Origin of the sequence: Brevundimonas sp. 357 (assembly GCF_003938605.1) — a bacterium.
GTDB lineage: Bacteria > Pseudomonadota > Alphaproteobacteria > Caulobacterales > Caulobacteraceae > Brevundimonas.
The window spans coordinates 58,608-81,334 of the sequence record NZ_RHWX01000007.1; the positions used below are offsets into that span (position 1 = coordinate 58,608).

The 22,727-nt window shown below is 69.0% G+C and carries 18 protein-coding genes; 6 read left to right on the forward strand and 12 right to left on the reverse strand.

The annotated features are described in order from the left end of the window. Positions 1-46: 46 nt before the first annotated feature. The 3 genes from EGK63_RS07810 to EGK63_RS07820 form a co-directional block, all read right to left on the reverse strand. Complete coding sequence (locus EGK63_RS07810; RefSeq protein WP_371412939.1) at positions 47-1,549, reverse strand: DEAD/DEAH box helicase; 1,503 nt, start codon at positions 1,547-1,549, stop codon at positions 47-49. 277 nt (positions 1,550-1,826) lie between these two features. Then, positions 1,827-2,474, reverse strand: coding sequence for a DUF1345 domain-containing protein (locus EGK63_RS07815; RefSeq protein WP_125900708.1), 648 nt, complete (start codon positions 2,472-2,474; stop codon positions 1,827-1,829). 54 nt (positions 2,475-2,528) lie between these two features. Further along, on the reverse strand, positions 2,529-3,644 hold the full coding sequence (locus tag EGK63_RS07820) for an aromatic ring-hydroxylating dioxygenase subunit alpha (RefSeq protein ID WP_125900709.1): 1,116 nt from the start codon (positions 3,642-3,644) through the stop codon (positions 2,529-2,531). Between the two features lie 99 nt (positions 3,645-3,743). On the opposite strand from EGK63_RS07820, the gene EGK63_RS07825 reads away from it, so the two are divergent. From EGK63_RS07825 to EGK63_RS07835, 3 genes are all read left to right on the forward strand, one after another. Next, on the forward strand, positions 3,744-4,688 hold the full coding sequence (locus tag EGK63_RS07825) for an alpha/beta fold hydrolase (protein ID WP_125900710.1): 945 nt from the start codon (positions 3,744-3,746) through the stop codon (positions 4,686-4,688). After that, positions 4,685-5,305 carry a trans-aconitate 2-methyltransferase gene (locus EGK63_RS07830; protein ID WP_125900711.1) on the forward strand — a complete coding sequence of 207 codons (621 nt, stop codon included), beginning with the start codon at positions 4,685-4,687 and terminating at the stop codon, positions 5,303-5,305. Before EGK63_RS07825 ends, EGK63_RS07830 begins: the two co-directional genes overlap by 4 nt. Before the next feature lie 83 nt (positions 5,306-5,388). Further along, positions 5,389-7,458 carry a transglycosylase domain-containing protein gene (locus EGK63_RS07835; RefSeq protein WP_125900712.1) on the forward strand — a complete coding sequence of 690 codons (2,070 nt, stop codon included), beginning with the start codon at positions 5,389-5,391 and terminating at the stop codon, positions 7,456-7,458. A gap of 27 nt (positions 7,459-7,485) precedes the next feature. Here the strand turns inward: EGK63_RS07835 and EGK63_RS07840 are convergent, their stop codons facing one another. From EGK63_RS07840 to EGK63_RS07850, 3 genes are all read right to left on the reverse strand, one after another. Beyond that, positions 7,486-8,199, reverse strand: a complete 714-nt coding sequence (locus EGK63_RS07840; protein WP_125900713.1) for a M48 family metallopeptidase — start codon at positions 8,197-8,199, stop codon at positions 7,486-7,488. Beyond that, positions 8,165-9,445: a polyhydroxyalkanoate depolymerase gene (locus tag EGK63_RS07845; protein ID WP_125900714.1), complete on the reverse strand. Its 1,281-nt coding sequence runs from the start codon at positions 9,443-9,445 to the stop codon at positions 8,165-8,167. The genes EGK63_RS07840 and EGK63_RS07845 overlap by 35 nt, the downstream gene beginning before the upstream one ends. A 97-nt stretch (positions 9,446-9,542) precedes the next feature. Beyond that, positions 9,543-10,163, reverse strand: coding sequence for an SCO family protein (locus tag EGK63_RS07850; protein ID WP_125900715.1), 621 nt, complete (start codon positions 10,161-10,163; stop codon positions 9,543-9,545). A gap of 89 nt (positions 10,164-10,252) precedes the next feature. Here EGK63_RS07850 and EGK63_RS07855 point away from each other — a divergent pair, with 89 nt between their 5' ends. After that, positions 10,253-11,785 (forward strand): ActS/PrrB/RegB family redox-sensitive histidine kinase, encoded by a 1,533-nt coding sequence (locus EGK63_RS07855; protein WP_125900716.1) that lies wholly within the window; start codon positions 10,253-10,255, stop codon positions 11,783-11,785. A 69-nt stretch (positions 11,786-11,854) separates the two neighbouring features. Beyond that, positions 11,855-12,409: an ActR/PrrA/RegA family redox response regulator transcription factor gene (locus EGK63_RS07860; RefSeq protein ID WP_125900717.1), complete on the forward strand. Its 555-nt coding sequence runs from the start codon at positions 11,855-11,857 to the stop codon at positions 12,407-12,409. A 26-nt stretch (positions 12,410-12,435) separates the two neighbouring features. Here the strand turns inward: EGK63_RS07860 and EGK63_RS07865 are convergent, their stop codons facing one another. Then, positions 12,436-13,290 carry an HAD family hydrolase gene (locus tag EGK63_RS07865; RefSeq protein WP_125900718.1) on the reverse strand — a complete coding sequence of 285 codons (855 nt, stop codon included), beginning with the start codon at positions 13,288-13,290 and terminating at the stop codon, positions 12,436-12,438. A gap of 54 nt (positions 13,291-13,344) precedes the next feature. Further along, positions 13,345-15,669 (reverse strand): PAS domain-containing sensor histidine kinase, encoded by a 2,325-nt coding sequence (locus tag EGK63_RS07870; protein WP_125900719.1) that lies wholly within the window; start codon positions 15,667-15,669, stop codon positions 13,345-13,347. Positions 15,670-15,816: 147 nt separating this feature from the next. Here EGK63_RS07870 and EGK63_RS07875 point away from each other — a divergent pair, with 147 nt between their 5' ends. Continuing rightward, positions 15,817-16,227 (forward strand): metallopeptidase family protein, encoded by a 411-nt coding sequence (locus EGK63_RS07875; RefSeq protein WP_125900720.1) that lies wholly within the window; start codon positions 15,817-15,819, stop codon positions 16,225-16,227. A 12-nt stretch (positions 16,228-16,239) separates the two neighbouring features. On the opposite strand, the gene EGK63_RS07880 is transcribed toward EGK63_RS07875, so the two are convergent. The 4 genes from EGK63_RS07880 to EGK63_RS07895 all read right to left on the reverse strand — a co-directional run bounded on the left by EGK63_RS07880 (position 16,240) and on the right by EGK63_RS07895 (position 22,716). Then, entirely contained in the window at positions 16,240-17,637 is a 1,398-nt protein-coding gene (locus EGK63_RS07880; RefSeq protein ID WP_125900721.1) for an RsmB/NOP family class I SAM-dependent RNA methyltransferase, read from the reverse strand. Further along, positions 17,634-19,601: a potassium transporter Kup gene (locus EGK63_RS07885; protein ID WP_125900722.1), complete on the reverse strand. Its 1,968-nt coding sequence runs from the start codon at positions 19,599-19,601 to the stop codon at positions 17,634-17,636. Before EGK63_RS07885 ends, EGK63_RS07880 begins: the two co-directional genes overlap by 4 nt. Before the next feature lie 77 nt (positions 19,602-19,678). Then, positions 19,679-20,431, reverse strand: a complete 753-nt coding sequence (locus EGK63_RS07890) for a thioredoxin family protein (protein WP_125900723.1) — start codon at positions 20,429-20,431, stop codon at positions 19,679-19,681. An 80-nt stretch (positions 20,432-20,511) separates the two neighbouring features. Continuing rightward, positions 20,512-22,716, reverse strand: coding sequence for a prolyl oligopeptidase family protein (locus tag EGK63_RS07895; protein ID WP_125900724.1), 2,205 nt, complete (start codon positions 22,714-22,716; stop codon positions 20,512-20,514). Positions 22,717-22,727: the final 11 nt, after the last annotated feature.

Here is a 22,727-nt window from a genome sequence, read left to right on the forward strand (position 1 = left end):
TCCCGCAAAGGAGCCGCCGTTTTTATTCGCCTCTACGCCGAGAGCATCAGCCCTGGGCGGCGTGGCCCTTGCCGCCGTTCGACGGACGGCGACGACGCGGGCGGCGTTGCAGCTCGCCGACCGGCTTGGGCTCGGCCGCCGGGGCGGCGCGCGCCGACGAACGGGCGCGGTCGCCCGCCATCGGATCATAGGCCGCCGCCGGACGCTCGGCCGCAGGCGCGCCGTTGCGGCCGCGACGCTGGCGGTGCGGCTGACCGCCGCCCTCCTGCTTGACGCCTTCGCGGTGCGGGTTGCGCCCGCCGCGACGGCCGCCGCGCCCTTCGCCGTCCGAACGGCCTTCACGCTCGGGCAGGGTGGCCTTCTTGGCCACGCCCGCCGACATGATGGAGGCGTCCAGCTGGGCCAGGGCCTTGTCGTTGCGGCGGTCGATCGCCGGGATCTTCTGGCGCGTGACCTTCTCGATGTCCTTCAGCAGCTTCATCTCGTCGCCGGCGACGAAGCTGATGGCGGTGCCGTCCTTGCCCGCGCGGGCCGTACGGCCGATGCGGTGGACATAGGCTTCCGGCACATAGGGCAGCTCGAAGTTCACCACGTGGGTGACCTTGTCCACGTCGATGCCGCGCGCGGCGATGTCGGTGGCGACCAGGACGCGCAGCTTGCCGTTCTTGAAGGCTTCCAGCGCGCGCTCGCGCTGGGGCTGGCTCTTGTTGCCGTGGATGGCCCCGGCCTCGACGCCGCCGGCCTCCAGATAGGCCGCGACCTTGTCGGCGCCGTGCTTGGTCTTGGTGAAGACCAGGCAGCGCGTATAGGCGGGATCAGAGAACAGCTCGGTCAGCAGGGCGCGCTTCTTGCCCTGTTCGATCCAGATCACCGACTGCTTGATGCGCTCGACCGTGGTCGACTGCGGCGTGACCTGGACCTTGACCGGATCCTTCAGCAGCTCGCCAGCCAGCTTGCCGATCTCCGACGGCATGGTGGCCGAGAAGAACAGGTTCTGGCGCTTGGCCGGGATGCGGCTGACGATCTGGCGGATAGGCTTGATGAAGCCCAGGTCCAGCATCTGGTCGGCTTCGTCCAGGACGAAGATTTCCGTCGAGCTGAGGTCCAGCGTCTTCTGCTGCAGGTGGTCCAGTAGGCGGCCCGGCGCGGCGACCAGAACGTCGAGACCCTGTTGCAGGGCGCGCTCCTGCGGGCCGTATTTCACGCCGCCGAAGATGACGGCGACGCGGAAGCCCAGGTGGGCGCCGTATTGCTTGAAGCTGTCGGCGATCTGGGTCGCCAGCTCGCGCGTGGGGCTCAGGATCAGGGCGCGCGTGGTGCGCGGCTTGGGCGCCACGCGGTTCTCGGCCAGGCGATGCAGGATCGGCAGGGCGAAGGCCGCCGTCTTGCCGGTGCCGGTCTGGGCGATGCCCAGCAGATCCTTGCCCTTCATGACGTCGGGGATGGACTTGGCCTGGATCGGCGTCGGCTTCTCATAGCCGGTCGACGCCAGGGCGGTCAGGAGAGCCTTGTTCAGGCCCATGGATTCGAAGGTGATGGTGTCGCTCACGTCTGTCTTTCACGAACGGCGGCGCGCGCGGCTGGACGAACCAGCCTTCACAAAGGGCGCACGTCGCCTGCCCGAAATCGGGCGGGGAACGGGCGCCGCCCCGCGTGTATGGACGACGTATGAAATCGAATGAGCCGGCCGCTCGACAGACAGGCCTTCCGGGGAGGGAGGCCAAACACGCGCTGGAGGCGCCGGTCACCGCATTGTGCGATGCAGCGCAGATGGGCCTCAATAGCGGCCAAGTCAAGGCGCCCGGCTGGAATGGGCGTGCGAAAGCCTAAAGCAGGCTCACGGCCATATTCACCGCCAGGGCCAGGATCACCGTGTTGAAGACGAAGGCGATCAGGCTGTGCACGGTGGCGATCCGGCGCAGTTTACGGCTGCTGATCTGGATGTCGGCCGTCTGGCTGGCCACGCCGATGATCAGGGAGAAATGCAGGAAGTCGCCGTAGTCCGCCTCTTCTTCGCCGGGAAAGATCAACCCGCGCCGATCGCCGCCGCCGCGAGCGGGCGCATAGAACTCATGGGCGTAGTGTAGGGCGAACAGGACGTGGGTGAACAGCCAGGAGGCGACGATGGTGCCGAGGGAGAACAACGCCTCGCCCAGGCTCGGCTTGCCGCCGTCCGCCGTCTCCATGACGATCACGAAGACGCTGGCCGCCGCCGCCAGCAAACTGAGCGGCAGGACGGCGCCGCCCGCCTGATCCAGGTCCGCCGCCCGCTTGCGAATGGCCGACGCCGTGCGATGGCGATACAGGCGGATGAAGGTGAGACTCAGGAAGACGCTGACGCTGGCGTCCCAGGCGGCGGCGATCCGCATCGGCCAGTCCCAGACGGCGGGCGTCAGCCCCACCGCGACCGCCAGCACGGCGAGCCCCAGCCACAGGGCGAAATGCAGACGGAAGATGCGCGCGACCCGCTTCATGGCCGCATGATTACGCTATTAAGCGCCGACGACCAGAGCCCCCCGCCCTGACCATCAGCTCTTCCAGCGCAGCACCGTCTCCTTGATCGGATTGACGAAGGCGCGGCCCTCGGCGCGGCTCTTCAGCCATTCGCGCTTCAGCTGCTGATACCATTTGGCCTGTTTGTCGGCGTCGTCGATCCAGATCAGGGCCGGGTCGTACTTCAGCCCCTCGTTCTGCAGGTTCACCATGCCGCCGTCCTGCTTCAGGAAGGCGACGACGCCCATCCGCAGGAAGGGCTTGGCGATGCCGAACACCCAGTGGTCGGACCAGAAGATCTGAGTGATGCGGGTCTTGGTCTCGCTGACCGGCGTCAGGCAGGTCAGGGCCAGCACCTGCTTTGCCCCCACCTGGATATGCTCCCAGCGATAGCCCGGCAGGCGGAAGGTGATCTCGGTCGCAGGCGCCCCGCCCAGCACCTTATAAAGGCGGCTGTTCGACGACGGCGCATGGCGCACCATGGCCCAGCCGAAATCCACCGGGGCGAAAGTCTTGGCCTTCTCGTGCATCGAATGTTCGGAACGCCACCACCACTGCTGGTGGACATAAGGCCCGTGGGCGGGGTCCATCAGGCCGACGACGGCGTGGTCGATATGGCTGTCGAAATCCATCCATTCGATCAGACGCGGCTGGCCGACGGCGCCGGGAAACTGCGGCGGCTCCTGATCCGGTTCAGACGGGTTGCGGGCGTCGGCGGCCATCCAGACGAAGACCATGCCCTGGCTCTCGCGCACCGGATAGGAGCGGACCTTGATGCGGTTCGCCTCGAACGCCTGATCCTCGACCAGCGACGGGATGGCCGCGCACACCCCGTCCGGCCGGAAGCGCCAGCCGTGATAGGGGCATTCGATCGTCTCGCCCTCGCCCGGCTTCTCGACCAGCCGCCCGGCCGACAGCGGCGCCGCGCGATGGGGGCAGATGTCGCGCATGCCATAGACCTCGCCCGCGCGGGTGCGCCCGATCAGGACCGGCTCGCCCATGATCTCATAGCGTTTCAGGCTGGCGACCGGCACGTCGCGCGCCAGGGCGACGAAATACCAGGCGTCGGTGACGAAGCCCTTGCCGAAGGCCGTCGGCGGGGCTTTGGCTTCAGGCGTGGCGGATGATGCGGGCGCGGCGTCTGCGGTCATGGCCGCCTTGTAGCAGCAGGGACGGCTGGCCGTCCAAAGGCCATTCCCTTCCTCAGCCGATGAATTAATCTGTCTCAAATTCTCTTTGGGAGAGACGCCTTGATCCGCACCGCCTCCGCCGCCTTCATCGCCGCCGCCCTGCTGCTGGCCGCCGCGCCCGCCCTGGCTCAGGACGGCCACGTCAACCACGCGGCCCACGGCGCGGCGCACGCCGCCTTTGCGTCCGACCGCCTCAGCGTCCGCGTCGACGGGCCGGAAGGCGCGCCCGATCTGATCCTGATCCCCGGCCTGTCGTCCTCGCCCGACATCTGGCAGGGCACGGTCGAGCACCTGGCCGGGCGCTATCGCATCCACCGCATCCACGTCGCCGGTTTCGCGGGCGCCGCGCCGCAAGCCAACGCCCAGGGCGATGCGCCCCAGCCGGTCGGCGCCCCCGTGGCCGAAGAGATCGCCCGCTACATCCGCGAACAGCATCTGAACAAGCCCGCCGTCGTCGGCCACTCCATGGGCGGAACCATGGGCATGATGCTGGCCGCGCGTCACCCTGATCTGGTCGGCAAGTTGATGGTCGTGGACATGATCCCCTTCATGGGCGCCATGTTCGGCGCGCCGGGAACAACGGCCGAAAGCGTGACCCCCGTCGCCGACCAGATCTGGACCGCCCAGTCCGCCAGCCCGCGCGAGGCCTACGTCGCCCAGGCCACCACCGCCATCAACGGCATGATCAATACCGAGAGCCGCCGCGAGGAGGCGCTTGAGGACATGCGCAACAGCGACCAGAAGGTCTCGGCCGCCGCCTTCCGCGAACTGGTCACGACCGACCTGCGCCCCGAACTGGCGAAGATCACCGTCCCGACCCAGGTGCTCTACGTCAAGTTCAACGACGCCCGCATGACCGACGCCGTCACCGACGCCATCTATCAGATGTCCTTCGCGACCCTGCCCGGCGCGAAGCTGAAGCGCATCGACGACAGCGCCCACTTCATCATGTTCGACCAGCCGACGGCCTTCTACGGCGAACTGGACGCCTTCCTGGCCAAATGAGCCACCCAGCCGCGGATCGGATCGTCGGCCTTTATCAGGACAAGGCGGCGGACTGGATTCGCGACCGGGGCGCTGTTCTGCGCCGTCATGACGGCGATTGGGACGAGGTCGCCTGGCTGGATCGCTTCACAGAAGGCTGGCCGCCCGTCGCCCGCGTGCTGGACGTCGGCTGCGGCTCGGGCTGGCCGATGGGCGCCGCCCTGCTGGAACGCGGCTTCGAGGTCGTCGGCGTCGACGCCTCGCCCGGCCTGATCGCCCATGCGCGCGAGACCCTGCCCAAAGGCGACTGGCGCGTCGGCGACATGCGCGACGGCCTGCCGGACGGCGCCTTTCACGGCGTGCTGGCCTGGCACAGCCTGTTCCACCTGACGCCGGAAGCGCAGACGGCGGTCCTGCCCGCCCTGGCCGCCCGTGTGACGCCCGGCGGACGGCTGATGTTCACCGCCGGTCCCGCCCACGGCGAGGCGATCGGCGAATGGCGCGGCGAAGCGCTCTATCACGGCAGCCTGGACCCCGACGCCTATCGCGCCCTGCTGGCCGAGGCCGATCTGACGGTGGAGAACGCCGGCGACAACGGCGTCTGGCTGGCCCGGCGCGCCATTCTTTCGGCGAAATAGGCGCTCACGCTGCCGTGATCGGAAACGGGGGCGTTTTCGTCGGCGACGCGAACGGCTAGGGTTCGCGCCGCTGGCATAGAGGGATGTTCATGGCGCGCAAAGACCGCGGACCCGATGGGAACGATCAGGGCGGAGGAAAACCGCGCCGGACCTTCATGGGCCGCCTGTTCTATTGGAGCGCGGTTCTGGCCGTCTGGGGCCTGATCTTCGCCGTCGTCTTCTTCGCCGTCTTCGCGCGCGACCTGCCGGACACCTCCAGCCTGTATGAAGTCGATCGCCAGCCCTCGATCACCTATCTGGACCGCTCCGGCGCCCTGATCGCGGTGCGCGGCACCCAGATGGCGCCGCCGGTCGATCTGGACGCCCTGCCCGACTACGTCCCCGCCGCCTTCGTGGCCATCGAGGACCGCCGCTTCTATCACCACCCCGGTTTCGACCCGATCGGCATGAGCCGCGCCATGGCTTCGAACCTGAAGGCCGGGCGCGTGGTCCAGGGCGGCTCGACCATCACCCAGCAGTTGGCCAAGAACCTGTTCCTGACGCCCGATCAGAACATGAAGCGCAAGGTCCAGGAGCTGATGCTGGCCGTGTGGCTGGAGATGAAGTTCTCCAAGAAGGAGATCCTCGCCCTCTATCTGAACCGCGTCTATTTCGGCGCCGGCGCCTATGGCATCGAATCCGCCTCGCAGCGCTATTTCGACAAGAGCGCCGACAAGCTGACGGTCGGCGAGGCGGCCCTGCTGGCGGGTCTGCTGAAGGCGCCCTCGCGCTATTCGCCCGTGTCCGAGAGCGAGCGCGCCGCTACCCGCGCCAACGTCGTGCTGAACGAAATGGTCGAGGTCGGCGCCATCACCCCGGCCCAGCGCGAAGCCGCCGTGGCCGAGCCGGTGCGGGTGTCCAAGACCCTGGCCAGCCAGCACGCCCAGTACTTCATCGACTGGCTGGACAAGCAGATCCGCGGCCTGGTCGGCGAACCGACCGAGGATCTGGTGGTCGAGACCACCCTGGACCTGACGCTGCAGACCGACGCCGAACGCGCCGTGCGCCGCATCCTGGATCGCGACAAGGGCAAGGGCGTCGAACAGGCCGCCCTGGTCGCTCTGGACGGCGACGGCCGAGTGCGCGCCATGATCGGCGGCGCCGCCTACGGCGACAGCCAGTTCAACCGCGCCGTCGATGCGCGTCGCCAGTCCGGCTCGGCCTGGAAGCCCTTCGTCTATCTGGCGGCGGTCGAGGCCGGCTATACGCCCGAGACCCCCGTGGTCGATCAGCCCGTGACCATCGGCGGCTGGTCGCCGCGCAACTATTCCGGCCGTTTCTCAGGCCAGATGACCCTGGCTCAGGCCGTGGCCCAGTCGACCAACACCGTCGCCGCCTATGTCGCCGATCAGGTCGGCCGCGACAGCGTGGCCCGCGCCGCCAAGCGCCTGGGGATCACCAGCGAAATCGGCCTGCAGCCGTCCATGGCCCTGGGCGCCGTCGAGGTCAGCCCGCTGGAGATGGCCCAGGCCTATGACGCCTTCGCCAACGGCGGCCGCCGCGTTGACGCCTATGGCATCAGCCGCATCCGCACCCCGTCCGGGCGGGTGATCTACACCCACGGCCCGTCCGAAGGCGGCCAAGCCATCAACAATCCGCCGCTCTACTATATGAACCAGATGCTGCGCGGGGTGATCACCTCGGGCAGCGGCCGCTCGGCCGCCATCGGCGGGCGCGACATCGCGGGCAAGACCGGCACCACCTCGGACTACAAGGACGCCTGGTTCGTCGGCTACACGGGCGGCTTCGTCGCCGCCGTCTGGGTCGGCAAGGACGACAACAAGCCAATGGCCCGCGTCACCGGCGGCTCCTCGCCCGCCGCCATCTGGCGCGGCTTCATGGAGGCGGCCCTGCCCAAGCTGGCGGTCCAGGCCATCCCCAACGGCCCGCCCCTGCCCGAGGGCTGGATCCCGCCCGATCCCGTCGGCGACCTGATGGGCCAGGTCGAAGACCCCTACGCCACGGCGCAGCCCTATGACGACGCGCAACCGCCCGTCGTCATCGACGGCCAGGCTCCGCAGCCGGCTCAGCCGCAGCAACCCCCGGCGGCGCGCCCTGCTCCGCCGCAGGCCGCGCCTCAACAGGAACGCCGCCCCGACGCGCTGTTCTTCTGATCCTTCTCCCCTTGTGGGAGAAGGGCTTTAGCCGCCGACGGCGTGCAGGGCCGCGCCGTGATCGCGCAGCCAGCGGCGGTGCGGGCGGTGATCTCCGACCAGGCGGGCGACCACCGCCCAATAGGCGGGGCTGTGGTCGGCGTGGACCAGGTGGGCGACCTCGTGCGCGGCCAGGTAGTCGGCGACGGCGGGCGGGGCCATGATGACGCGCCAGGAATAGCGGATCGAGCGATTGTGCGGGCTGCACGAGCCCCAGCGCGAGCGGGTGTCGACGATGGACACCTTCACCGGCTTCTGGCCCAGGGTCTTCAGATGGACGTCGGTTCGCTCGACCAGAAAGTCGCGCGCGGCGCGGCGGAACCAGTTCTCAATGCGGCGCGAGAAGGCCTCGCCCTCGCCGCCCGAACGCAACACCGGACCCTCCGGCGTGTCGATCAGGCGCGCCGCCCCTGCGCCCCCGCTGGTTTCCAGGCGCACCGGGCGACCCAGCCAGGTCACGACCGCGCCCGGCGCAAACGCCAAGGTCTCGATCCGCGCGGCCAGTCGCTCGGCGATCCATCCGGCCTTGGTGCGGGCGAAGGCCACCACCTCGCCCAGGCGTCGCTCGCTGGGGGCCACGGCCACGGCTTCGCCGGCGCGGGCGTCGATGCGGATCGACAGCCGACGCGCGCGCGGATTGACCGATAGCCTCAGGGCGCCGCCGCCCTCAAGCGGCAGACGCTGACCGTTCCGGTACGACACTGAGGGCTTCGTTGCTGGCGATGAAATCGCGCACGCGGGGATAGATCTCCTCGCGGAAACGACGGCCGTTGAAGACGCCGTAGTGGCCGACCTTGGGCTGGACGTAGAGCAGGCGGCGGTCGTCGGGAATATTGGGCGTCAGGCCGTGCGCCGCCTGGGTCTGGCCGACGCCGGAGATGTCATCCATCTCGCCCTCGATGGTGGCCAGGCCGATGTCCGTGATCGCGGTCAGATCAACCGTCTCGCCACGATGCTGCAACAGGCCGCGCGGCAGCAGGTGCTGCTGGAAGACGATGTCGATGGTCTGGAGATAGAACTCCTCGGTCAGGTCCAGCACCGACAGATATTCATCGTAGAACTGCTCGTGCTTCTCGACCCCGTCGCCGTCGCCCGCCACCAGATCCTCGAAATAGCGGCGATGGGCGTCGACGTGCTTGTCCTCGTTCATCGACATGAAGCTGTAGAGCTGGACGAAGCCCGGATAGACCCGCCGCCCCGCGCCCGGATAGGGCCAGGGCACGGTGTGGATCATGTTCGACTTGAACCAGGTGAAGGGCTTTTCCTCGGCCAGTTGGTTCGTCACCGTCGGCGACAGGCGGGCGTCGATGGGCGAGCCCATGAAGGTCATGGAGGCGGGGCGGTTCGGGTCATTCTGCGCCGCCATCACGGCGCAGGCCGCCAGCACCGGCGGCCCCGGCTGGCAGACGCCGACGACGTGGGCGCGCGGCCCGACCGCCGCCAGCATCTCGCGCACGTGGTCGATGTAGTCGTTGAAGTCGAACCGCCCCTCCAGCATCGGCACCTGGCGGGCGTTGGTCCAGTCGGTGACATAGACGTCGTGGTCCTGCAGGAAGGTCTCGACCGTGCCGCGCAGCAGGGTGGCGTAGTGGCCCGACAGCGGGGCCACGATCACCACGGCGGGCGCCGCCGCGGGTTTGCCTGCGCGCTTCAAGTCGCCGATGTTGCGGGCGAACCGCACCAGACGGCACCAGGGCGAAGACCAGACGACCTGTTCGATGGTGCGAACCGGCTTGCCGTCGATCTCAAGCGTCTCCAGGCCCCAGTCAGGCTTGCCGTAACGGCGGGTCAGGCTCTCGAACACCTCGGCCGATGCATAGGCGGTGCGGCCGATCGCGGTGTCCGACGCCGGATTGAACGGAGAGGTCCAGAACTGGCGGGCCATCTGGGCCCCGATCCGGAACGGCGTCGCCGAATGATAGGCGAGCTCGTGAAAAGCGTAGAGCATGAAACCCCGATTGCGGCCCCCGCCGATGCGGAACGCCGATCATACAGAGTGACGCGCCGCAAAAAAGACCGGTCGCGCTTCGTTCAGGGAAAGGTGATCAGCCCTTCTCCATCGCATTCTCGATCAGGGTGGCGGTGCGGCTGGGCCCCAGGTCGTGGGCGACGGCGCTGCGGAACTTTCCGTCCGGCCCCATCAGATAGACGGTCAGGCCGTGGTTCATGGTGTAGCCCTCGCCCTCGCCGACCTTCTGATAGAAGGCGCGATAGGCCTTGGCGGCCTTGGCCACCTGCTCCGGCGTGCCGGTCAGGCCGATGACGCCGTCGGGGAAGCCGTCAGACGAGAGGTAGTCCTTCAGCATCTGCGGCGTGTCGCGCTCGGGGTCGATGCTGATGAAGACGATCTGCAGATCCTCAGCCTTGTCGCCCATCCGTTCCTGCACGGCGTTCAGCACGCCCAGGGTGGTCGGGCAGTAGTCGGGGCAATAGGTGAAGCCGAAGAAGACCAAGGTCCATTTGCCGTTCAGGATCGTCTGATCGATCGTCTTGCCGTCCTGATCCGTCAGGGTGAAGTCGCCGCCGACCAGGGGCTGGCCCGTCGCGACGTCCGTGGTCTGGGCCGCCTGCTGGCGGCCGCCGACGACCACCATGGTGATCAGGCCCAGCGCCAGGGCGATGACCGCGCAGGCGGCGGCGAACAGGATCACAGGACGGCGGGGCATGGCGTCTCCTCATCAGGCACGGAGGTCATTTCGGCGGCCGCGACACGGCGAACCGTGCAGCCGCTCTTCGCCCGGTCTATAGAAGAGCGGTGAGCCGTACAGAAGCCCCCATCCCGTCGCACGCCCGCCCCCAGGCCCATCCGCATGACCTAATCCAGGCGGCCGGCGAACTGGCCGATCTGCCGGAACTGCCCCGACGCGGGCGGGGCCTGTCGCTGCGCACCCTGATCGTGCTGCGCTGGATGGCGGTGATCGGCCAGACCTCGGCCATCCTGACCGCCTATTTCGCCCTGCACTTCCCCCTGCCTCTGTGGGAATGCTTAACCGTGATCGGCGCGGGCGTGGCGATGAACCTGGCCACCATGGCGCGGGCGCGGCGCATCGACGGCAGCCTGCCCGACGGGCCGAGAACCGCCGCCCAGCTCGGCTTCGACATCCTGCAGCTGGCCACGCTGCTGGCCCTGACCGGCGGGCTGGCCAACCCCTTCTGCCTGCTGCTGGTGGCGCCCGTGACCATCGCGGCGGCGGCCCTGCCTGCGCGCCAGGCGGTGATCCTGGGCGTCATGGCGCTGATCGCCGTGGGATTCCTGTTCTCCTGGTCCCTGCCCCTGCCGTGGCGGCTGCATGAGCACCTGGAGCTGCCGGGCCTCTATCGACTGGGGCTGGGGCTGGCCCTCGTGACGGGGGTGCTGTTCACGGCCGGCTACGCCTGGAAGGTGGCGGCCGACGCCGACAAGCTGGAGCTGGCCCTGGCCACGACCCAGGACGTGCTGCAACGTGAACAGAGGCTGGCGGCCCTGGGCGGTCTGGCCGCCGCCGCCGCGCATGAACTGGGCACGCCCCTGGCCACCATCCAGGTCGTCGCCAAGGAGATGCTGCGCGACGCGCCCGCCGACAGTCCGGCCGCCGAGGACGCCGCCCTGATCCTGCAGCAGGCGGAACGCTGCCGCGCCATCCTGAAACAACTGTCGGCCAAACCCGAGGAGGGCGACGCCCTGTTCGCCGACATCGGCCTGAAGGCTCTGCTGGAAGAAGTGGCCGAACCGCATCGGGGCTTTGACCTCGATTTCGACATCGCCTTGAAGATTCCGCTCGGCCACGACGCCCCGCGCCTGCGTCGCCTGCCCGAGATCATCCACGGCCTGTCCACCCTGGTCGAGAACGCCGCCGACTTCGCCACCGCCCGCGTCCAGCTGACCGCCGTGGTCGACGCCGGATGGATCGAGATCGACATCATCGACGACGGCCCCGGCTTCGCCTCCGAAATCCTGCCGCGTCTGGGCGAGCCCTATGTGACCAGTCGCCCCCAGGCCAAGGCGCGCCGCGCCCTGGCCGCCCAGATCGCCTCGGCCACCCGCCCCGGCCGGTCGGCGGTCAAGCGCGGACGCCGAGCGCCGCCGCCGGTCACCGCCCCCATCGCCCCCAGCCAGGGCGGCATGGGCCTGGGCTTCTTCATCGCCCGCACCCTGCTGGAACGGACCGGGGCCAAGGTCTCGGTCGGCTCCGGCGACGCCGCCAAGGGGCAGCCCGGCGGCGCGCTGGTCTCCGTGCGTTGGCCGCGACAGGCGCTGGAAGTCACCGCCTCGGCCATGGACGGGCCCGCAGACGAGAGCGGAACCTGATGTCGCAGTTGCGAGCTTGGCCCTTGACCCTGCGTCGCTGACGCACGACCTGAACCGCAGGAGAATTTCATGTCCGAACTCGAGACCCAGATCGCCGCCCTCAACGACAAGTCCCTGCTGTTGCTGGACGACGATCAAGCCCTGCGCACCCGCCTGGGCCGAGCCTTGGAATCGCGTGGCTTCGCCGTCACCGTCGCCGGCTCAGTGGCCGAGGCGGGCGACGCCCTGCGCCAGTCGGTCCCGGCCTTCGCCGTTCTGGACATGCGGCTTGAGGACGGCAACGGCCTGAAGGTGGTCGAAATGATCCGCGAGCGGCGCGAGGACGCCCGCATCGTCATGCTGACCGGCTACGGCGCCATCGCCACGGCTGTCGCGGCGGTCAAGGCCGGCGCCGTCGACTATCTGCAGAAGCCCGCTGACGCCGACGACGTGGTCAAGGCCCTTCTGTCGTCCGGCGAAGCGCCCGAGCCGCCCGAGAACCCCATGTCGGCCGACCGAGTGCGCTGGGAGCATATCCAGCGCGTCTATGAGCTGTGCGACCACAACGTGTCCGAGACGGCGCGCCGCCTGGGCATGCACCGTCGCACCCTGCAACGCATCCTAGCGAAACGCGCCCCGCGTTAAGGCGGACCCGCCTCAGCCCGCTTGCTTCAGTCCGCCGGCATCCGGCCATAGTTGACGGCGATGCGGCCGATCAGCCCCTTGACGATCAGGTCGACGGGCGAGCCTTCGCGATAGTCGCCCGCCGCGACGAAGTTGACCCGGTCCTCCGAGATCAGGCGGTGGATCTTGTCGTGGTCGCGCGGGGTGCTGTCGGGGTCGTAGACGGCGATGGAGAAGCCGCCCTTGGTGTGCATCATCTTCATGGTCGGCACATCGGTATCGCCGTCGCCGAGGAAGATCATGCGATCAAAGGGAATGGGGCGTTCCTCGTCCGGGATGAAGCGGTTGATGCGCTCATCATCCCAGTGGTTGCGCACCCCCTTGTTGATGCGGAACAGATACTGGGTCTTGGTGGTGTAGTTGACGCCCACGGCGGGCCAGACCGCCACGTCTTCGTCGTCATAGGCGTACTTCGAGGCGAAGACGTGGGTGAAGGCTTCGGCGATGGGGCAGCCCTCGATCATCTCGGTCAGGCCCGCCGAGATGATATAGTGCTCGATCTCCAGCCCGAACTGGGCGCCGAAGGCGTTCATCCGGTCGAACCAGGAGCGGTCGCGCAGGCCCTCGAACAGGGCCACGTCGCGGCCGTGGTCGCGCAGCGTCTGGCGCGTCACCGGGGCGCCCTGTTCGCGCGCGGCCAGCAGCATCATCTGCATGTACATCAGGATGCCGTCGCCGTCCGAAGCGATGGTTCGTGGACGGACGGTCTCGTTCCAGAACTGGGCCGGCGTCATCCCGATCGAGGGAATGAAGCTGACCTCCTGCATGTTTCCTCGCGCCAGGGTGCCGTCGAAATCATAGATGACGGCGGTCTTGAGCAGGGGGCGGTTCGTGTCGGCCATGAGGACGTCCTGGAAGGCTTGGACACGCCCTCTAGCACGACTGGGCGGGTCAGATCAGCCCAGCAGCAATTCCGGCGCGGCGGTCGGCGCCGTCGCCTCGACCGGCAGGTGCAGGATGAAGGCGGCCCCTTTGCCCGGTTCCGACTGGACCTCGGCCCAGCCTCCGTGCAGCTCGACCAGGGCCTTGACCAGGGCCAGGGCCACGCCCGGTCCGCCGCGCTCGCGCCGCACGAAGCGATCGAAGACGTGCGCCTGAAGATGGTAGGGAATGCCCCGGCCGGTGTCCTCGACACGGATGCGGACCTCGCCGGGTCCGGCCTCGGCGGTCAGGCTGACGGCGCCGCCTTCGGACACCGCGCGGCAGGCGTTCTCCAGCAGATGATCGACCGCCTGGGCTATGCGGCGGGCGTCGGCGCGGATCGGCTTTAGCCCCGTCGGACAGGCCAGATGCAGCGTCGCCCCGCGACCCTCGACCTTGGCCCTGATCTTTTCCGCCGCCTCGTCCAGCAGGTCGCAGACCCGCACGTCGCCCAGGGTCAACTCCATCTCCCCCGCGTCGATCTGGGCCATGTCCAGCACGTCGTCGATGGAGCGGGCCAGGTGGCTGGCCGCCACGCGGATAGCGCCTGCGTGCTGACGGCTGCGCTCGGGCAGGTCGCCCATGGCCTCCAGCAGTTCGGAATAGCCGACGATGGTCGTCAGCGGCGTGCGCAGCTCATAGGAGACGCTGCCGACGAACTCGCGCTTCAGCGCCTGGCTCTCGGCCAGGGCGGCCTCCTTGGCCGCCAGGGCTTGCTCCAGTCCACGCCGCGCCGTGACGTCCGAGAAGGCGACCAGGGTCGCGCCGTCCGGAAGAGGCCGGGTCTGCCAGGCGACGCTGCGGCCGTCCTCAGTTCGCCCCTCGCCCGCAATCGGCACCCGGCTTTCGGGATCGGGATCGGCCACCCGCGCCTTCAAGCCCAGCCACAGGGCCGCATCGGGTAGGATCGGACGGCACAGGGCCGCCACGGCGTCGAAGTCGGCGGCTTCGTTCAGCCGCTCGCCCGAGACGGCCCAGAAGGTCTCGAACGCCTCATTGTGCAGCCGCAGCCGCCCGTCCGAGCCGAACACGGCCACGGCGTCGTTCAGCTTGTCCAGGGTCGCGCGCTGGACCTGAATCTGGGCGTTGTAGCGACTACGCAGCTGCAGCTCGCCGGTGATGTCCGAGAAGATCAGCAGGATGCCGCCCAGCGGATGCGGCTGGCGCACCACCCGCAGCGTCCGCCCGTCCGGCAGGGACCAGCTATCGTCCGGCGAGGCCTCGGCGGCGCCGTAGAAGTCCAGCTCCTCGGCCTTCCAGGCGGCGTAGTCGACGACCTCGGGCAGCAGTCGCTTCTGACGCAGCCGGTCCAGCAGTTCGGCGTGGGTCGGGCGCTCGTCCAGCCAGGCCGGATCAACCCCGAACAACGACTGGAAGGCGGTGTTGTGGAAGGCCAGCCGCTTGGACGGGCCGAAGATCGCCACGGCGTCCGCCAGGTGGTTCAGCGTTTCGTCATGGGCCTCGACATGACGACGCAAGGTGTCTCGGGTCTCCTCCGCCTCGGTCATCTCGACGGCGAAGGCGATGACGGCGCCCCGTCCGCCCGCAAGCGGCTCGGCCAGGATCTTCCACGCCCGCCGCCGCCCGCCCGCGGTGGTCCAGCGAAAGCCCTCCTGGCGCGCGTTAAGGCGCAGGGCCTCGCCCACCACCCCGTCGGCGCCGCGATCAAAACTGAGCCCCCGCTCGCGCGCCTCGGCCAGGGTTTCGGCCCCCGTCTCGGCCAGCCAGGCGCTGTTGGCCCAGACCAGACGCCCGGCCCCGTCCACGACCCAGGTCGGCGCCGGCGACTGTTCGGCCAGAACCCCCGCGCCCACGCCGCCGTCCAGCGCGCCCTCCTCGCCCACGCCGGTCAGGCGCGACAGTCGCAGCCAGGCCGATCCGCCGTGCGGCCGCCCCTCGACCGCCCAGGCGCCCTCGGGCGTCTCCATCAAGGTCTCGAAAGCTTCACCGCCCTGAACCAGAGCTTCCATGCGCCCCGTATGCAACCGGTTCAGGACATCGACGACCGCTTCCGCCGCCGCAGTCCCTTCCATGCCAGGCGCCAGGATCGACAAGGCCTCGACCGATCCGAACACGGCCAGCGGCCTTCCTTCCGGGGTCAGGGCCAGACGCACGTCGTCAAACGCGGTCAGGGCGCCCTCGCTGGCCGCGGCCGACGCCTGGGCGCCGCCCAGCCAGCGCTCGACCTCGACCTCGCGCGCGCCCAGCCGCGCGCGCAGCCGCCAGGTCCAGGCGCTGACCGCCAGCGCCAGACCGGCCGCCCCTGCTGTGGCTGCATAAGCGATGTCGGCCTCGGCCATGGATCCCCGAATGATGCGTCGCGCTGCGGCCGCCGCTGATCGTCAGCCAGCCGACCGATTCGCGTTTACCATAACCTGATTGCGCGATTTGCGATGCGGCGTCGCCGCCGATTGCCGGAGCGCGCCCGGCGCGCGATATCCAAAGGCATGAGCCAGACCTGGAACAATCAGACCGCCCCTTCCCTCGACGACTTCGCCCGCCTGGCCGAAGAGGCCTTCGCCGCCCTGCCCGTCCTGTTCCGTCAGGCGGCGGGAGATGTCGTCATCCGCATCGACGATTTCGCCGACGAGGAGACCCTGCACGACCTCGGGATCGAGGATCCGTTCGAGCTGACCGGCCTGTATTCCGGCGTCCACATCGGCGAGCGCGACGCCATGGGCCCGGCGCCGGAGCCGTCGCGCGTCTTCCTCTATCGCCGCCCGATCCTCGACGAATGGTGCGAGCGCGGCGACGTCGGCCTGGCCGAGATCATCGCCCACGTCCTGATCCACGAGATCGGCCACCACCTGGGCCTGGACGACGACCAGATCCACGCCATCGAGGACGACGAGGACTGAGACACCCGCGTCCTAGTCCGCGATCCGCTCCAGCTTGGCGGCGAAGAAGCCGTCCAGCCCGCCCTTTTCCGCCCATTGCGACGGCAGGATGCGCAGCCAGCCTTCGGGGGTCAGGGCCTCGTCAGGGGCGCCGATCTCAGCCGTGACCGCTGCGACGGTGCGGAAGGCCGGGTTGCGGCGCAGGAAGGCGATGATCTGCGTCTCGCCCTCTTCGCGTTCCAGCGAGCAGACGCAATAGACCAGACGACCGCCCGGCTTCACCTTTGCGGCGGCCGTGTCCAGCAGACGGTGCTGCACGTCGGCCAGCTTGGCCACGTCGGCGGGGCGGGTGGCGCGCAGCACTTCCGGATTGCGGCGATAGGTGCCGGTGGCGGTGCAGGGCGCGTCCAGCAGGACGGCGTCGAACGTCCGGTCGTCCTCCCAGTCCTCGGCCGGGACGGCGACGACCTCGGCCTTGAGGTTCATGCGCTCGAAATTCTGGCGCAGGCGCTTCAGGCGCGCCTCGGAGCGGTCCAGGGCGACGACCTCGGCCCCGGCGGCGGCCAATTGCAGCGTCTTGCCGCCCGGCGCGGCGCACAGGTCCAGCACCGTCTCGCCCGCCTTGACCGCCAGCAGGCGCGCCGGGACGGCGGCGGCGGCGTCCTGCACCCACCAGTCGCCGGCCTCAAAGCCGGGCCATGAGGCGACGTCGCCGCGCTTGCCCGTGCGGACCGTGCCGCCGGGCAGGGCTTCGCCCTCGACCGACGCCGCCAGTTCGGCCGGAGCGACGCCCGGCTTGGCCGTCAAATCGGTCGCCGGCTCTTCGCGCGTGGCCAGGGCCAGGCCGATCAGGGCCGCCTCGCCATAGGTGGCTTTCCAGCGCTGGGCCAGCCAGTCGGGTAGGTTGGATTCAGCAGTCGTCAAGCCGGGGCCGTCGCGACCGACGCCGCGCAGCACGGCGTTGACCAGATTCTTGTACGGCCGGGTCTTGGCGTCGCGTTCGGCCAGCTTGACCGCCGTCGACACCGCCGCAAACGCCGGGGTGTCCAGCACCAGGGTCTGGGCCAGGGCGACGCGCAGGATCGTCAGCACCGCCAGCGGCGGCGCCTTCTGCAGACGACGATCGAGGATCTGGTCGATCTCGCCCAGACGGCGCAGGGCGGCCATGGCCACGGCGCGGGCGAAGGCCCGGTCCTGGGGCGGCAGGTCGCGCGCGGGCGATTGCGACAGGGCCTCGTCCAGACCCGTGCGCTTCTCCAGCGCCGCGTTCAGCAGGATGCCTGCGACCAACCGCGCCTCGACGCCGATGTCCGCGTGCGGATCGTGCGCGACGGGTTGCCGGGTCGGTTCACGACGCGGCCCGCGCGCCTTTTCGGCGATGCGGCGGCCGCGCGCGGCCGAGCTGCGCCCCTTGGGCGTTCCCCCGCTCACACCGACACCTGGGTGCCGAGCTCGACCACGCGGCCGGGCGGAATGCGGAAGAAGTCGGTCGGATTGGCGGCGTTACGCATCAGGAAGATAAACAGCTTGTCCTGCCACAGAGGCATGCCCTGGCGGGCGGATGGAACGACCGAGCGTCGGCCGAGGAAGAAGCTGGTCGACATGATGTCGAACTTCAGCCCCTGCTTGCGACACAGACCCAGGGCGCGCGGCACGTTCGGCGTCTCCATATAGCCGAAGGTCAGGGTCAGTCGCTTGAAATCATCGCTGATCGGCTCGACCGCCACCCTTTGCAGGTCCGGCACGCGCGGCCGGTCGGACGTATGCACGGTCAGGATGATGTTCTTCTCGTGCAGCACCTTGTTGTGCTTGAGATTGTGCATCAGGGCCACCGGCGCCACGTCCGGGTCCGAGGTCAGGAAGATGGCCGTACCCGGCGCCCGGTGCGGCGGACGGGCGCGCAGCATCTCGATCAGATCATTCAGCGGCAGGCTGTCCTTGCGCGTCTTGTCAGCCAGGATCTGGGAGCCGCGCACCCAGGTCCACATCAGCATGACCAAGCCCCCGCCCAGCACCAGCGGCATCCATGCGCCCGCCGGGATCTTCAGCAGGTTGGACGTCAGGAAGACCGCGTCGATGAAGCCGAACGGCGCCAGCGTCAGCAGGATGGCCCACCACGACCACTTCCACTTGTGACGCACGACGGTGAAGGCCATCAGGGTGTTGACCATCATGGTCCCCGTCACCGCCACGCCATAGGCGGCCGTCAGGTTGTGCGACGACTGGAAGCTGACCAGAACGAACAGCACCCCGACCAGCAGCAGGCTGTTGATCGCGGGCACATAGATCTGACCGGCCTGGGTCTCTGAAGTGTTGCGGATGTCGATACGCGGCAACAGGCCCAGCTGGACCGCCTGCTGCGTGACCGAGAAGGCGCCCGTGATCATCGCCTGGCTGGCGATCACCGTCGCCGCCGTGGCCAGGATCAGCATGGGCCAATAGGCCAGCTGCGGCACCATGTTCCAGAACGGGTTATGCGCCGCGCCGGGGTGCGACAGCAGGAAGGCGCCCTGGCCCAGGTAACAGAGCGTCAGACACGGCAGGACGATGAACAGCCAGCTCTGGCGGATCGGCGCCTTGCCGAAATGGCCCATGTCCGCATACAGCGCCTCGGCGCCGGTGACAGCCAGGAAGACGCTGCCCAGGATGACGAAGCCCAGGAAGCCGTCGGCGATCAGCAGCTTGATCCCATAGTAGGGCGACAGGGCCTTCAGGATCGACAGGTCGTCGAAGATATGGACCACGCCCAGCAGGCCCAGCGACAGGAACCAGATCAGGGTGATGGGGCCGAAGAATTTGGCCAGGCCCGCCGTGCCGCGCGACTGCACCAGGAAAAGGGCGATCAGAATGCCCGCCGCCAGCGGCAGGATGAAGGGATCCAACCGCCCGTTCAGGCCGGGCGCCTCCTGCAGGCCTTCGACCGCCGACAGGACCGAGATCGCAGGCGTGATGACGCCGTCGGAGTAGAACAGGGCCGCGCCGCAGACGCCCAGGACGAACAGCCAGGCGCTGCGTCGGCCGATGGCGTGCTGGGCCAGGGCCATCAGCGACAGGGTGCCGCCCTCGCCCTTGTTGTCCGCCCGCATCAGGAACATGACGTATTTGAACGTCACGACGATCATCAGCGCCCAGAAGGCCAGCGACACCACGCCGATGATCGCCAGATCGCCGCCGACGCCCTTCTGGGCGTGGGCCGTCGCCTCGCGCAGGGCGTAGATCGGGCTGGTGCCGATATCGCCGAAGACCACGCCGATGGCGCCCAGGATCAGGGCGCGATGGCTGGCCTTGCCCCCGCCGTGCCCGTCCGCCCCGCCGGAAGGCGGAGTCTGGGCGTTCGCAGAAGAGGAGGCGTTGGCGGTTGGCGCGGCGTCGCCGCGGGGCGTATCCCCGACCATGCAATGTTCTCCGGGTCGCGCGAGGAGGCGCGCGCCCATCAAGAGCGGCGGGCCTTTAGACCTTTTCCGTCAGCGGTTCAATCGCGCCCCGGTTCCGGGCGCGCGGCCGACGACAGGATGCGGCGATCGTCCTTGGCCTGAAGCAGCACCACCACCCCGTCGTCGCTCCCTGCGTCCTGGGGCAGGGGGAACAGCACCGGCCGCCCGTTCCAGTCGCCCAGACGGCGCACCTCGCGCACCACATTGACGTGGGTCACGGCCCGGCCGCGGTTATCGCCGCCCTTGACCTCGACCGTCTGCTGCCCCGGTCGATAGACGACGGCGACGACCTCGGCTCCGCCTTCCGGAGGACGCCCTGAACCGACGCCGACGCGATCGCCGGTCTCGCGGAACTCGATCTCGGGCGGCCAGCCCCGGCCCTGCGCCTCGGCCTCGACGGCGGCCTTCAGCTCCGGCGAGCGGGCGCCCGAGACATGACGGCGCCCGTCGATCACCACCTGCGGCGTCGAGACGTTCCGCAGCTTCAAGGCCTGGCGATAGGCGCGCTGGCGCTCGGCGAACTCGGGCCGAGCGAAGGTGTCGGACCACCCCAGATAGTCCCAGTAGTCGACGCCGTAGGTCAGGACGATCACGCCCGGCTCAGCCGCCACCGTCTCGACCGTGCGGTTGGCGTCGGGACAGCCTGCGCAGCCCTGGGCGGTGAACAGCTCGACCACCACCGGCTGGACCGGGGCGTCCCGCTCGCGCGACGGCGCGGCGGCGACGGCCAGCAGGCCCACGCCCGCGACCGCCGCCGTCATTCCGTACCTGAACAGGCCCCGTGCCATCATGGCGGCGATCCTATCCCTTCGGCCCGATAACGCCGCTCATAAATGCGTGAGCGGCGCGTCGGGCGCGACGAGTGCTACAATCAGTCCATCAGTTGCTGGCTGAGATAAACGTAATGGCGCGCCCAGCGGCGAGCGTTGGCGACCGGGTCGGCGTCGTTGGAGTGGCCGCCCGCCGTGTCCTCGAAATAGAGATGGTCGTGACCCTGGTCGCCCAGACGCGCCGCGAACTTGCGGGCGTGGCCGGGGTGCACCCGGTCATCGCGCGTATTGGTGGTGATGTAGACGCGCGGATACTTCACCTCGGGCCGCAGCTGCTGATAGGCCGAGTAGCGAGCGATGAATTCGGCGTCGCCCGGAATGCGCGGATCGCCGTACTCGCCCATCCACGAGGCGCCCGCCGGCAGCTCCTGATAGCGCAGCATGTCGATCAGCGGGCTTTCGATGACCGCCGCGTTGAACAGTTCCGGATGCTGGGTGATGGACACCGAGGTCAGCACCCCGCCGTTCGAGCGGCCGTAGATGCCCAGGTGGCGCGGGCTGGTGATGCGGCGCTGCTCCAGATCGCGGGCCACGGCGGCGAAGTCGTCGAAGGCGCGCTGGCGGTTTTCGCGCAGAGCCGCCTGGTGCCAGCCGGGGCCGAACTCGCCGCCGCCGCGGATGTTGGCCTGAACGAAGACGCCGCCGTTCTCGAGCCACAGCTTGCCCATCTCGGGCTTGTAGGCGGGCGGGAAGCTGGCCTGGAAACCGCCGTAGCCGAACAGGATGGTCGGGCCGGTCCCGTCCATCGCCAGGTTCTTGGGCCGGGTGACGAAGTAGGGGATCTTGGTCCCGTCGGTCGAAGTCGCCTCGAACTGCTCGACCACATGGGTCGAGGCGTCGAACTTGGCCGGGGCCGATTTCAGCTCGCTCAGGGCGCCGGTGGCGACATCGGCCAGGCTGAGGGTCGGCGGCGTCAGGAAGCCCTGGGTCGAGACGAAGACCTGGCCCTTGGCCTTGGAGCTGTCGCCCAGGCCCACGGCGCTGTTAGCGGGGACATCCAGATCGGTCGCGATCCAGCCGTTCGCGCTCGGGGTGAACCGTTTCAGCGTGCCGACAACATTGTCGGCGATGACGGCGACGATGCTGTCCTCGAATACGCTGACGTTCTGCAGCGACTGGCGCGGACCAGGCGTGAAAATGGTCGCCGACTTCGCGTCGATGCGGACATGCAGACGGACATCGCCCAGCACGCCCAGCGGCAACGACAACAGCGATCCAGCGGCGTAGTCCTGGCCGTCGAAGCTCCAGGCCTGTTCCGGCGAGAAGACCAGCTTGCCATCCCTTACGCCTTCGATGGCGACGCGCTCAGGCAGGTTCAGCTTATACGGCTTGCCGTCGCCGCCCAGAGCCCAGATTTCTGACCGGAAGGTGTCCAGCGGGCGGCTGAACAGCACCGCCTCGACCGCGCCCGCCTTGTCGCGGAACACCATGGGCGAGACGCCGTAGCCGCCGTCGCCTTGCTCGCCGCGATAGACCTCGGTCGCATGCGCCAGCGGATGGCCGCGCGTCAGGGATTTGACGATGAAGGGATAGCCCGACTCCGTCAGGCTGCCGGGACCGAAGTCGGTGGCGATCAGCAGGGTGTCGCGGTCCAGCCAGCTGATGCGGTGTTTGCCCTCGGGGATGGCGAAGCCGCCGTCCACGAACCGCTTGGTCGTCAGGTCGAACTCGCGCACCGTCACGGCGTCCTTGCCGCCGTCCGACAGGTTGATCAGGCAGCGGGTCTCGTCCGGCGCCAGGCAGTTGGCGCCCTTGAACACCCAGTCCTTGCCCTCGGCCTTGGCCAGGGCGTCGATGTCCAGCAGCGTCTCCCACTGCGGCTGGGCCGTGCGGTATGAGGCCAGCGTCGTGCGGCGCCAGACGCCCTTGGGATTGGCCGCGTCCTGCCAGAAGTTCCCCAGGCCTTCGCCCAGGAAGCTGACGCCGGGGATGCGGTCGGTGGCGGTCAGGATGGCCTCGGCCTGCCGGCGGAACGGCTCATAGCGGGGGTCGCCGGTCAGGGCGGCCAGGGCCTTTTCGTTCGAGGCGGCGACGAAGGCGCGCGCTTCGGCGCCGTCCACCTCTTCCAGCGCCAGATGGTCATCGGCGGCCTTGACCCCCTCGGGCGACAGGTCGCGCGGGAAGTGCGGCGGCGGATTGGTCGCGGACGCGGCGACCGGATCGGACACGGCGCCCCCGGCCATAGCGGGCGCGTCGGCCAGCATCAGGGCGGGCAAGGCGACGGAGAGGAACAGGGACTTCATCATGATCTCGGGCT